Origin of the sequence: Metapseudomonas boanensis, assembly GCF_018704125.1 — a bacterium.
Classification (GTDB): domain Bacteria; phylum Pseudomonadota; class Gammaproteobacteria; order Pseudomonadales; family Pseudomonadaceae; genus Metapseudomonas; species Metapseudomonas boanensis.
Genome location: NZ_JAGTIS010000001.1, coordinates 247,727 through 260,584 on the forward strand (window position 1 = coordinate 247,727; position 12,858 = coordinate 260,584).

General features: G+C 60.6%; 10 protein-coding genes. 8 read left to right on the forward strand and 2 right to left on the reverse strand.

Annotation, left to right across the window (positions count from 1 at the left end; genetic code table 11):
- The first annotated feature begins 50 nt into the window (after positions 1-50).
- From J7302_RS01140 to J7302_RS01175, 8 genes are all read left to right on the forward strand, one after another.
- Entirely contained in the window at positions 51-938 is an 888-nt protein-coding gene (locus J7302_RS01140; protein ID WP_215369100.1) for an NAD(+) kinase, read from the forward strand.
- Positions 938-1,912, forward strand: a complete 975-nt coding sequence (locus tag J7302_RS01145) for a metallophosphoesterase (RefSeq protein WP_215369102.1) — start codon at positions 938-940, stop codon at positions 1,910-1,912. The genes J7302_RS01140 and J7302_RS01145 overlap by 1 nt, the downstream gene beginning before the upstream one ends.
- Positions 1,909-2,775, forward strand: a complete 867-nt coding sequence (locus J7302_RS01150) for a rhomboid family intramembrane serine protease (RefSeq protein ID WP_215369107.1) — start codon at positions 1,909-1,911, stop codon at positions 2,773-2,775. The genes J7302_RS01145 and J7302_RS01150 overlap by 4 nt, the downstream gene beginning before the upstream one ends.
- A 38-nt stretch (positions 2,776-2,813) precedes the next feature.
- A complete protein-coding gene (locus J7302_RS01155; protein WP_215369109.1) occupies positions 2,814-3,074 on the forward strand; it encodes a YeaC family protein in 261 nt (86 codons plus the stop codon).
- Complete coding sequence (locus tag J7302_RS01160; RefSeq protein ID WP_215369113.1) at positions 3,074-3,901, forward strand: DUF2797 domain-containing protein; 828 nt, start codon at positions 3,074-3,076, stop codon at positions 3,899-3,901. The genes J7302_RS01155 and J7302_RS01160 overlap by 1 nt, the downstream gene beginning before the upstream one ends.
- Positions 3,902-4,012: 111 nt before the next feature.
- Positions 4,013-6,685 carry an aminopeptidase N gene (gene pepN / locus J7302_RS01165; RefSeq protein WP_215369115.1) on the forward strand — a complete coding sequence of 891 codons (2,673 nt, stop codon included), beginning with the start codon at positions 4,013-4,015 and terminating at the stop codon, positions 6,683-6,685.
- A gap of 522 nt (positions 6,686-7,207) precedes the next feature.
- Positions 7,208-9,244 carry a DUF1302 domain-containing protein gene (locus J7302_RS01170; RefSeq protein ID WP_251701803.1) on the forward strand — a complete coding sequence of 679 codons (2,037 nt, stop codon included), beginning with the start codon at positions 7,208-7,210 and terminating at the stop codon, positions 9,242-9,244.
- A gap of 63 nt (positions 9,245-9,307) precedes the next feature.
- A complete protein-coding gene (locus J7302_RS01175) occupies positions 9,308-10,675 on the forward strand; it encodes a DUF1329 domain-containing protein (protein WP_215369124.1) in 1,368 nt (455 codons plus the stop codon).
- A 251-nt stretch (positions 10,676-10,926) separates the two neighbouring features.
- On the opposite strand, the gene queD is transcribed toward J7302_RS01175, so the two are convergent.
- Positions 10,927-11,283 (reverse strand): 6-carboxytetrahydropterin synthase QueD, encoded by a 357-nt coding sequence (gene queD / locus J7302_RS01180; protein WP_215369126.1) that lies wholly within the window; start codon positions 11,281-11,283, stop codon positions 10,927-10,929.
- Between the two features lie 392 nt (positions 11,284-11,675).
- Positions 11,676-12,755, reverse strand: coding sequence for a patatin-like phospholipase family protein (locus tag J7302_RS01185; protein ID WP_215369130.1), 1,080 nt, complete (start codon positions 12,753-12,755; stop codon positions 11,676-11,678).
- Between the last annotated feature and the right edge of the window lie 103 nt (positions 12,756-12,858).

The window sequence follows — 12,858 nt, forward strand, 5'->3', positions numbered from 1 at the left end:
TCCCCCATAATTCCGCTATTCCTCCCGTTGCAGAGCCGTCCTGGAGCCCCATGGAGCAATTCCGCAATATCGGCATCATCGGTCGCCTGGGCAGCCCCCACGTGCTCGACACCATCCGCCGCCTGAAAAGATTCCTGCTGGATCGCCATCTCCATGTGATCCTTGAGGACACTATTGCCGAAGTACTGCCGGGCCACGGCCTGCAAACGTCGACCCGCAAGATCCTGGGTGAAGTATGCGACCTGGTAATTGTCGTCGGCGGCGATGGCAGCATGCTCGGCGCTGCTCGCGCCCTGTCACGGCAGAACGTGCCGGTACTTGGGGTCAACCGTGGCAGTCTCGGCTTTCTCACCGACATCCTCCCCGACGAGCTGGAGGTGAAGGTTGCCGAGGTGCTCGACGGCCACTACAGCGTCGAAAGCCGCTTCCTGCTGGAGGCGGAGGTGCGCCGCCATGGCGAAGCGATCGGTCAGGGCGATGCGCTCAACGATGTGGTGTTGCACCCGGGCAAGTCAACGAAGATGATCGAGTTCGAGTTGCACATCGACGGCCAATTCGTCTGCAGCCAAAAGGCCGACGGTCTGATCATTGCCACGCCCACCGGCTCAACGGCCTACGCGTTGTCGGCGGGCGGGCCGATCATGCATCCCAAGCTGGATGCCATTGTCGTCGTGCCGATGTACCCGCACACGCTGTCCAGCCGCCCGATCGTGGTCGACAGCAACAGTGAGCTGAAGATCGTGGTTTCGCCGAACTTGCAGATTTATCCGCTGGTGTCCTGCGACGGCCAGAACCACTTCACCTGCGCCCCAGGCGATACCATTACAGTCGCCAAGAAACCCCAGAAGCTGCGCCTGATCCACCCGCTGGATCACAACTATTACCAGGTCTGCCGGACCAAGCTGGGGTGGGGCAGCCGGCTCGGCGGAGGCGACTGATGAACCTCGATCCCAGTCGTGGCTACGACCTGATTGGCGACGTTCACGGTTGCGCGCTTAGCCTGGAGCGGTTGCTCGACCTGCTTGGCTATTGCAAGCGGGGCGATGTCTGGCAGCACCCGCAGCGCATGGCACTGTTCCTGGGTGACATCATCGATCGTGGTCCGCGGATTCGTGAGGCGTTGCATCTGGTGCACGCCATGGTCGAGGCGGGGCAGGCGCTGTGCATCATGGGTAACCATGAATACAACGCACTGGGTTGGAGCACGCTGGCACCCCCTGGCAGCGGGCGCCAGTTCGTCCGTGAGCACACCCCGAGGCACGCCAGGCTGATCAAGGAAACACTCGACCAGTTCGAAGGCCATCCGGCGGACTGGCACGACTTCCTCCGTTGGTTCTACGAGCTGCCGCTGTTCATCGATACCGGCCACTTCCGCATGGTGCACGCCTGCTGGGACGCCGACACGGTCGAGGCGCTGCGAACCCGATATGGCGACGGCCGCATAGACGAGGCGTTCCTGCAGGCCGCCGCCGATCCTCGGAGCTTCTCCAGCCAGGTGTTCGACCGGCTCCTGCGGGGCACCGATCTGCCTCTGCCGGGCGGTATGACCCTCACCGGCAGCGACGGCTTCACCCGCTCCGTGTTTCGCACCAAGTTCTGGGCTGACGATCCGCAGACCTATGGTGACGTGGTGTTCCAACCCGACGCCCTGCCTGAGCAGGTTGCCAGCCAGCCGTTGTCCCGGGCGCACAAGTCGCGGCTTCTCAGTTATGGCGCTGAAGAGCCCTTGCTCTTCATTGGCCACTACTGGCGACGGGGCCGCCCGGCGCCGATCCGGCCGAATCTGGCTTGCCTGGATTACAGCGCGGTGATGTACGGCAAGCTGGTCGCTTACCGGCTCGACCAGGAGCATCGCCTGGACCCGGATAAGTTCGTCTGGGTCGAAGTGGAGCGCCCCGAGGATCCCCAATGAGTGCGATTGAAGTATTACGTTTGCCCCTCTCGGTGGACCTGAGCGGTTTCATCGAGTTATTGCGGCGCCTGGATGTGCCGTTTCGGGTTAGCGAGGAATCCGGCGAACAGGTGTTGTGGGTGCCGGGGCCGCAGCTGGCGGAGCAGGTTCGCGGGCTTTACCAGCGATTTCCCGAGGGCGACCCGCAGTTCCAATTGCCGGGGCAAGCACCGCATGAGGAGCCGCGTGCCGGCCTGCTCAGTCAGTTGAAGGCCAGCCGCTTGACCAGCTTGATGCTGCTCTTGACGCTGATCGTGGCCGGGGCGACCGGCCTGGGCGACAACTTCTCGATAATCCGCTGGCTGAGCTTTCAAGACTTCCAGATCCACGGCGACTACGTCTACTTCGCCTCGCTGGCGGAAATGCTGGAGTCGGGGCAGTGGTGGCGCCTGGTGACGCCCATGCTGATCCACTTCGGCATCCTTCATCTTGCGATGAATGCGATGTGGTACTGGGAGCTGGGGCGACGCATCGAGTCTCGCCAGGGTGGTTTCATGTTGTTCGGTCTGACCATCGGTTTCAGCCTGGTGTCCAATTTTGCCCAGTACCTGACCAGCGGGCCATCGCTGTTCGGCGGCTTGTCCGGCGTACTTTACGGCCTGCTCGGCCATTGCTGGGTGTTCCAGCGCCTGGCTCCGTGCCCTGCTTACAGGCTCCCGCCAGGCGTCATGGTGATGATGCTGGTGTGGCTGCTGGTATGCCTGTCGGGTCTGATCACTGCGCTGGGGTTTGGCGCCATCGCCAACGCGGCGCATGTCGGCGGTTTGGTGGTGGGTTGTGCCACGGGGCTGCTAGGCGGTGCATTGGCGCGCGCTCGCCGTTAGAATGCGCAGTCTGTCTCAAACGCCCCCGTGAGCTGCCCATGTCGTCTTTCGCCCAACTGATCAGCAACATCACCCAGGATGTCTACGAGAGCCTCAAGCTCGCCGTGGAGATCGGCAAGTGGCCGGATGGCCGCAAGTTGACCCAGGAGCAGAAGGAGCTGTCTTTGCAGGCCGTCATCGCCTGGGAACTGAAGAACCTGCCCGAGGAAGAGCGCACCGGCTACATGGGGCCGCAGGAGTGCAGCTCCAAGTCCGAGCCGATTCCCAACCTCCTCTTCAAATCGAATACGGTCCACTGATGCAGGAACTCGGACGCGGCGCCCTGAGCAAGATGTCAGCGCGCCTTGAGGCTCCTGTGCAATACGGGTTTCGCCTGGATGACACGGAAATTGCTGCCAATCCGCTGATAGGCCAGATGTTGCGCCTGGAATACCTTGGCGCCATCCATTGCTGCCACTGCGGGCGCAAGACCAAGAAAAGCTTCAGCCAGGGCTATTGCTACCCCTGCTTTACCAAACTGGCGCAATGCGACAGCTGCATCATGAGCCCGGAGAAGTGCCACTACGACCAGGGCACCTGCCGCGAGCCGGAGTGGGGCGAGCGCTTCTGCATGACCGAACACCTGGTCTATCTGGCCAACTCATCGGGCATCAAGGTTGGCATCACCCGCGGCAGCCAGGTTCCCGTTCGGTGGATCGACCAAGGTGCCAGCCAGGCATTGCCCATCCTGCGCGTCGCCACCCGACAGCAGTCCGGGTTCGTCGAGGACCTGCTGCGCAGCCAGGTTGCCGACCGCACCAACTGGCGCGCGATGCTCAAGGGCGAGGCGCCGCCGCTGGACCTTGCCGCCACACGTGACCAGTTGTTCGACACTTGCGGCGAAGGCCTGCAGATGCTGCAGGAGCGCTTCGGCTTGCAGGCGATTCAACTCCTCACCGACAGCCAGCCGATCGAGATCAGCTATCCCGTGGATGCCTATCCGACCAAGGTCGTCAGCTTCGATCTGGACAAGACGCCGGTGGTCGAAGGTACCCTGCGGGGCATCAAGGGCCAGTACCTGATCCTCGACACGGGCGTGATCAACCTACGCAAATTCACGGCCTACCAGGTCGCCATCAGCACCTGACCCCCTGGCTTGTCATCCAGGTCGGCATGGATTCGTCCATACTCCGACCTTGGACCCAATCACCCCGCGCGGCCCAAGGTTCGGCGCCGCTGCTCAATCGAAGAGACGACCATGCGCACCGAGCAACCGAAAGTCATTTACCTCAAGGACTATCAGGCGCCTGAGTACCTGATCGACGAGACCAACCTGACCTTCGAGCTGTACGAGGATCACAGCCTGGTGCATGCCCAGCTGGTGATCCGCCGCAACCCCGAGCGTGCCGCCGGCGATTCGGGGGCGGGCTTGCCGCCGCTGGTGCTGGATGGGCAACAGTTGGAGCTACTGTCGCTGGCGATGGACGACCGCGTGCTGGGTGAAGGCGACTACCAACTGGACGATAGCCACCTGACCCTGCAGCCTGTCTCCAGCCAGTTCACCCTCGACAGCACCGTGCGCATCCATCCAGAGAGCAATACCGCGCTGGAAGGCCTGTACAAATCCGGCACCATGTTCTGCACCCAGTGCGAGGCCGAGGGCTTCCGCAAGATCACCTATTATCTCGACCGCCCGGATGTGATGAGCACCTTCACTACCACCATCACCGCCGAGCAGCATCGTTATCCGGTCCTGCTGTCCAATGGCAACCCAATGGCCAGCGGGGCGGAGGAGGGCGGCCGACACTGGGCGACCTGGCAGGATCCGTTCAAGAAGCCAGCCTACCTGTTTGCCCTCGTGGCGGGCGACCTCTGGTGTGTGGAAGACACCTTCACCACCATGAACCAGCGCGAAGTGGCGCTGCGCATCTATGTCGAGCCGGAGAACATCGACAAGGTCCAGCACGCCATGGACAGCCTGAAGAAGTCCATGCGTTGGGATGAAGAGGTCTATGGTCGCGAGTACGACCTCGACATCTTCATGATCGTTGCCGTCAACGACTTCAACATGGGGGCCATGGAGAACAAGGGGCTCAATATCTTCAACTCCAGCTGCGTGCTGGCCAAGGCCGAGACCGCCACCGATGCCGCCCATCAGCGCGTCGAGGCGGTGGTGGCCCACGAGTATTTCCATAACTGGTCGGGTAACCGCGTCACCTGCCGCGACTGGTTCCAGCTTTCGCTCAAGGAAGGCTTTACCGTTTTCCGTGATGCAGAGTTCTCCGCGGACATGAACTCGCGGACGGTCAAGCGCATCGAGGACGTTGCCTTTCTGCGTACCAACCAGTTTGCCGAGGATGCCGGCCCGATGGCTCACCCGGTGCGCCCGGACTCCTTTATGGAAATATCCAACTTCTACACCCTGACCGTGTACGAGAAGGGCGCGGAAGTGGTGCGCATGATTCACACCCTGCTGGGTGCCGAAGGTTTCCGCAAGGGGACGGACCTCTACTTCGAGCGCCATGATGGCCAGGCGGTGACCTGCGACGACTTCGTCAAGGCCATGGAGGATGCCAACGGCGTCGAGCTGACCCAGTTCAAGCGTTGGTATAGCCAGTCCGGTACGCCGCGCCTGCAGGTGGAGGAAAGCTACGATGCCCAGGCGAAGACCTACAGCCTGACCTTCCGCCAGAGTTGCCCGGCGACTCCTGGCCAGAAGGAAAAAGCGCCTTTCGTCATTCCGCTGGCCCTGGGCCTGCTGGACGGCAAGGGCAACGAGCTACCGCTGCGCCTGCAAGGCGAGGGAGCGGCTCAGGGTGTCGGCCGCGTGTTGGCGCTGACCGAGGCGGAGCAGTGCTTCACCTTTGTCGATATCCCCGAGCGACCATTGCCGTCCCTGCTGCGTGGGTTTTCCGCACCGGTGAAGCTGAGCTTCCCCTATAGTCGCGACCAGCTGATGTTTCTGATGCAACACGACAGCGATGGTTTCAACCGCTGGGAGGCTGGCCAGCAGCTCTCTGTCCAGGTCCTCCAGGAACTGATCGCCCAGCACCAGAAGGGTGAGCCGCTGGTGCTGGATTCTCGCCTGGTCAAGGCGTTCGACACCCTTTTGGGTGATGAGTCGCTGGATCAGGCGATGGTTGCCGAGATGCTATCGCTGCCGAGTGAGGCCTATCTCACCGAGATCAGCGAAGTCGCCGACGTAGAGGCGATCCATGCGGCCCGTGAGTTTGCCCGTGTGACCATCGGCGAGGCACTGTACCAGCCGCTGCTGGCTCGCTACCGCGCGAATCGAGCGCTTTCTCGCGAGACCGGCTATATCGCGGAGGCGGCGCACATCGCTCGGCGCACATTGCAGAACATCGCCCTGTCCTACCTGATGCAGAGTGGGAAGGCCGAGGCGCTGGAGGCTTGCCTGGAGCAATTCAATGACTGCGACAACATGACCGAACGCCTGTCAGCGCTCGCAGTGCTGGTTAATTCCGCCTTTGAACAAGCCAAGGCCGACGCCCTCCAGCGCTTTGCCGAGTACTTCAAGGACGATCCGCTGGTGATGGACCAGTGGTTCAGCGTTCAGGCTGGCTGCGGCCTGCCAGGCGGGCTGGAGCGGGTGCAGGAATTGATGAAACACCCGGCCTTCACCCTGAAGAACCCGAACAAGGTCCGCGCGCTGATTGGCGCATTTGCCAACCAGAACCTGGTCAACTTCCATCGCGCAGATGGTGCGGGATATCGCTTCCTCGCCGATCACGTCATCGCACTGAACGCGCTCAACCCGCAGATCGCCTCCCGCCAGCTGACGCCGCTGACCCGTTGGCGCAAGTACGATACCAGCCGCCAGCAACTGATGAAGGCCGAACTGGAGCGCATCCTCGCCTCCGGTGAACTTTCCAGCGACGTTTATGAAATCGTGAGCAAAAGCCTGGCCTGACCTGCCTCGACAGCCCACCTTCCAAGGTGGGTTGCCCCTCTTTAGGTCCCCCTCCTGTAAGTGTTACCGGTTAGCCCCGGTAACACTTTTTTGTTACCTGATGAAATAACTGCACTTCCCATCAGACGATTTTCGTCTGAAAAGCCCACAAAGCGCTTGACTAGAGCGTTTTTGGCATGGTCGTACAAGAACTTCAAGTGTGATCTTGAGTGACAAATCGAGCCAGATCGTCCGACAAGATCGGACACTTTTCTCGGGATTGATCAGTGGATGATCAGTCACTTGTTTGACTTAATTCTGTCGCCAGACTCTCGAAGGTTTTCTGACGCCTTCTGTCGAGTTGGCACCATGGTTGCAATCACCGCCTACCGTTTGGCCCCATTTCAGTGCATTCGCAATGGGGCGCGCTCTGCGCTGGGGAGTTCCTGGTGCACCAAGAAAAAGGCCGTCAAAACGGCTCAATAGCGGACCTGCCTGACGGGCCGCCCATAACAAAATGAATCGTCCACGGAGTAAGACTCGATGGAACTCAAGTCCCGCAAGCCCGTACTGCGTTTTGCGCCGGCCAAGGCAGGTTTTGCCTTTGCCGGCATCCTGCCGCTTCTGGTCGCTGCCCACGCCCAGGCGGTGGAATTCAGCTTCGCCAATAACGAGATCTCCGGTTCTCTCGACACCACCGTCTCCTATGGCCAGCTGTGGCGCGTGCAGGGGCAGGACAAGACCAACGACGACATCAACACCAACGACGGCAACCGCAACTTCGACACCGGGCTGGTCTCCGAGGTCTACAAGATCACTTCCGACCTGGAGGCGACTTACAAGAACTACGGCATGTTCGTTCGTGGTACTGCGTTCTATGACACTCAGATCATGGATAAGCGCAATGACTACCTGGACAACAACAATCCGATTCAGCCCAGCCAGAACTTCCCGAACGACGACAGCTTCACCTATCAGACCCGCCACAAGGCCGGCCGTGATGCGCAGATTCTCGATGCGTACCTCTATGGCAACTGGGACGTGGCCGACATGCCGGTTACCGGCCGTATCGGCAAGCAGGTATTCAACTGGGGTGAAGGCATCTTCTACCGTGGCGGCGTGAACACTACCAACCCGGTCGATGCCGCCAAGTTCCGCCTGCCGGGCTCGGAACTCAAAGAAGTGCTGGTGCCGGTCGAAGCCCTGAGCTTCAACCTCGGGCTGACCGAGAACCTGTCGATGGAGACTTTCTACCAGTGGAACTGGAAAGAGTCGGCCATTGACCCGGTTGGCACCTACTACTCCGAGACCGATCTCTTTGCCGAAGGTGGCAATACCGCCTACTCGACCCAGCGTGCACTGCTGCCGGTCGCTGGCCTTTACTCGGGCCTGAGCCGCTTCGGCGTCGGTGGGCTGCAGGGCGGCCGCACCGTCGATGCCAGCGGCAACATCAAGGTCGCCTCCATCGGTCCGGACATCAATGCCAAGAACGACGGCCAGTTCGGTGTTGCCTTCCGCTACATTGCTGAAGAACTGAACTCCACCGAGTTTGGTTTCTACTTCGTCAACTATCACGCCAAAGAGCCGACCATTGCCGCCAACCTGGGCGATTATGCAGGCTTGAACCTGGCCCAGATCGCTGGCCAGGCCGCAACCGCAATTGCGCCCCAGGTACAGCAAGCGGTGGCTGCTGGGGCGGGTATTTCCGTTGCCCAGCTGCAAGCGGTCCTTGCCAATCCGGCCTTGAACCCCGCCCTGGCACGTGCTTACTCCAATGCCCTGACAACGGCGGCCACCAGCGCTGCGGGCGGCGTGGCGACCATCGACGTGGCCAACCAGGTGAACGCCCAGCGCGAGTACGCCGAAGACATCCGCATGTACGGGCTGAGCTTCAACACCACTATCGGCGAAGCCTCAGTCTTCGGTGAGCTGGCCTACCGTCCCAACCTGCCGATCGGCATCGCCACCACCAACGACCTGCTGGGCGACCTGCTGCGTCAGGCTCCGCAGCTGGCCTCCAACCGTGTGGTCAATATTGGCGGGCAGCAAGTCCAGCTGGGTGACGAAATCCATAACTACGAGCGTGTCGAGGCCTTCAACACCTCGCTGGGCACTATCTACAACTTCGGCCCATCGCTGTCGTTCGACTCGCTGGTTGGCGTCGCTGAGCTGGCGTCCGAGCACCTGCGCGGCAGCGACCTCCAGTACACCGATTTCACCGGCCAGAACCGCTACTACTCTGGCCGTGGCAACAACTCCTATGTTTCCGGTGGCGATCGTGATGACCAGGTCAACAAGAATGCCTACGGCTACACGCTGTTGATGTCCGGTACCTGGAACGACGTATACGCTGGCGTGAACATTTCGCCGTACGTGGTCTACAAGGACGACTTCGAGGGTAACTCCTACCAGACCGGCAACTTCATCGAGGGTCGCAAGGCTTACACCCTTGGTGTCAAGGCCAGCTACCTGAACAGCCTGGAAGCCGAGCTGCAATACACCGAGTTCTTCGGCGGTGGCCAGAACAACTCGGTTCGTGACCGCGACAACGTCGGGGTCAATGTCAAGTACTCCTTCTAAGCCATCACACAACAAGGCGGGCGTCCATGGGCGCCCGACACAGACCCATCACGGAGAACCCTCATGCTGAAGAAGCTTTCGCTGATCGGCGCAGCCGTCGGCCTCGCGCTTTCCGCCAGTGGCTCGCTGGCGTCGGTTTCGGCTCTGGATGCCGCCAAGCTCGGCACCAGCCTTACCCCCTTCGGTGCTGAAAAGGCAGGCAACGCTGCCGGCACTATTCCGGCCTGGACTGGCGGCATTACCCAGGCTCCGGCCGGCTACAAGTCAGGCCAGCATCACCTGGACCCGTTCCCGCAGGACAAGCCGCTGTTCACTATCACCAAGGCGAATCTGGATCAGTACAAGGCGAACCTGACCCCGGGTCAGATCGCCATGTTCAATGCCTATCCGGACAGCTTCCAGATGCCGGTCTACACGACTCGTCGCTCGGGCTCGGCGCCGCAGTGGGTGTATGACAACAGCATCAAGAACGCCAGTACTGCCAAGTTGCTCGATGGTGGCAACGGCTTCGCCGATGCTTATGGCGGTATCCCGTTCCCAATTCCGCAGAGCGGGGTCGAGGCGCTGTGGAACCATATCGTTCGCTACCGTGGTTCCAACATCGTGCGTCGTGCCTCGGAAGTGGCAGTGCAGCGCAACGGCGACTATGCACTGGTGACTTCGCAGCAGGAAGCGCTGTTCAAGTACTACAACCCGAAAGGTAGCTATGCGGACCTGAACAACGTCCTGTTCTACTACCTGTCCTTCACCAAGAGCCCGGCACGCTTGGCGGGCGGTGCGACCCTGGTCCACGAGACCATGGATCAGGTCAAGGACCCGCGTCAGGCCTGGGCCTACAACGCCGGTCAGCGTCGCGTACGTCGTGCGCCGAACCTGGCGTACGACACTCCAATCGCTGCCGCCGACGGCCTGCGCACAGCCGACGACACTGACATGTTCAACGGCGCGCCGGATCGCTACGACTGGAAGCTGGTAGGTAAGAAGGAGATTTACATCCCCTACAACAACTACAAGGTTTCCAGCCCCGAGGTTAAGTACAAGGACTTGCTGCAGCCGGGTCACTTGAACCCTGCGGTTACCCGTAACGAACTGCATCGCGTGTGGGTCGTAGAGGGCAAGCTGAAGCCGGGTGCCCGCCACATCTATTCCAAGCGCACCCTGTTCCTCGACGAGGACAGCTGGCAAGCCGCTGTGGTTGACCAGTACGACGGCCGTGGCGAGCTGTGGCGTGTGTCCGTCGCCTACCTCAAGAACTACTACGACCTACCGACCACTTGGTCTGCGCTGGACGTGTTCCACGATCTGCAGGCCCGCCGCTACCACGTTCAGAACCTGGACAACGAAGAGCCGAACACCATCGACTTCACCCAGGCGATTCCGGATGACGGCTACTTCAAGCCTTCCGCCTTGCGCCGCCGCGGTACTCGTTGATCACGTGGTCTGGCCTGTCCTGATGCAGGATTACCCCGATCAGTCCTGATTCCAGGACTTCATAACGCCCGATGCAGTGCATCGGGCGTTTTGTATTTCGGGGTTTGGTTCGGGCGCTTCTGGCTTTGGATCTCAATAGCCTTGCGCACCATGCGACGGGCCTCCGCCAGGTTCTGGGGGCGCGGGGTCAGCAGAATGCTGGCCCCTCCTGAACAAGGGTCTTGCATACCAGGACTGGGCAGTAGCGAAAATCAGTCGCCTCGATATTCGCAACCGCTGGTGCAAGTCTCATGGATGCGGACTCTGGATAGCTCGGGCAACAGGGGCTTGAGTTGCTGCCAGATCCACTTGGCCAGGACCTCGCTGGTCGGATTTTCCAGGCCAGGGATCTCGTTCAGGTAGTTGTGGTCCAGCTGCTCGTAGAACGGCTTGAAGATTGCCTTGATCTCTGAGAAGTCTCTGATCCAGCCGGTGTAGGGATCAACTTCGCCTTCTATGTAGATGGCGACTCGAAAGGAGTGACCATGCAACCGACCACACTTGTGCCCTGCAGGCACGTGGGGGAGTCGATGGGCAGCTTCGAACATGAATTCTTTGAACAGTTCCACTCTATTGCGCTCTGAGGATGACGGCCAGGGTGCTGGCCAAAGCAGGCTTAGAGTTTACCAGCTATCCCCTGTCTTGACTCGAAGGACAAGCTCCTGGGGGGCGCTACTCTGGCTCGTCTCTGGAGCTGGTGTGCAATGTTGCAGCAGCTCACCTAGCTGCTTTGCCAGGTAAGTTTGAAAGCGACCATCACGCCAGTATTCGAGGTGGCTGAGAGGCGTATGCCGCTTGTACCAGAGGCCCACGGGCATGGGGACGTCTTCTCGAACGATGTCGGCGTAACCCCGGGCGGGCCGCAATGGATAGCCATGGAGGATCGCGGTGGCGAGTTGCATCCAAATCCTCCTTGATTTCCAGCGCTGCAATCTGCTGCACTGAATGACGGCTCTTCAGTTCACAGAGGTTGCAAGTACTTGCTGAGTTGGCCGCTATCCGCCAGCTCGAGAAACTCATCGCCCATTCGCTGGCTCTCGTTCATTGCTTTGCGCCAGTAACGCTCCCGTGCGTCGTCGTCCCCCAGGTAGCGCTTGAAGTCGTTCCGATCGGGTAGTTTTCCGTGGGGGAGGGTAGCCAGGTATTGGCGGGAGGGGGCTAGTAGCAACACGTCCTGCAGACGGTCTGCGTCGCCTTTTCGCCAGGGCAAGCTCTTATCGAACCAGCCTGGGATTACCTTGTCGGTAAAGTGCGGATAAAGAACGATATCGTTGCCGCGATAGGGCAGGTCCAGATGATAGTCGAGCAGGCCACCGTCTCGATATGTACCCGGTCCAACACCAGGTATGTCACGCACGCCTTGCATCACCATCGGAATGGAGCCGGAGGCAAGCAAGGCATGGCGCAGATTGTCGACCCCCAGCAGGTGGTAATGGGAGGGGAGGTCATCGAGGGCATGCAGGGGTGGTTGCTGTCGTGGGTCATGAAGAATGACCCGCTCGAAATGCCGGCTCAACCTGACTCGGCCAAGCAGGTTGTTGCCGATCACTGACGAAAGTCCAAGCCCCAGGGCTCCTTTGTGATCCTGAGCAAGCAGGCCATGGCTTTTGACCACCATCACATTGAGGCGGTAGAGCGAGTTTTCGAGTATTTGCGCATCCTGACCTTGCAAGAGGTCTTCCAGCATCAGGCCACATAGTCGGCTGACTTCCGCCATTGAAACGCCCTTGGGAAAGCGCTGCGCGGTATACAGGTCGCCAAGGCGGCGAAGACCGGCAACCGGGTCCGGCAGGCAGGCACTTGCAAAGCGCCAGGAACCGATGGATGCACCTATCAGGGCACGCTCGCGCGGAGCGCGTGGTAGCCAGTCCCCGAACAGCGCCAGGTCCAGGCCCTGAATGCCAAGGGCCTTGGGGCCGCCAGCCGCGCCCGGCAGTACGCCAACGTCAGCTGGCTTCAGGCCTTCTTCACGTATGCGTGAGAGCGCGCGCTTTCCTGCACGTAGGGTGAGGGATGGGAACTTGATCTGAACGGCGCTCATGCAGGCCTCCGAGATACGAGATGGCGATTATAGTGCCGCACGTATCGACACCAAGTCGCTTCACCGGCTGAATGATGCTTTCCGCGTTTGCTATGGTTTATCG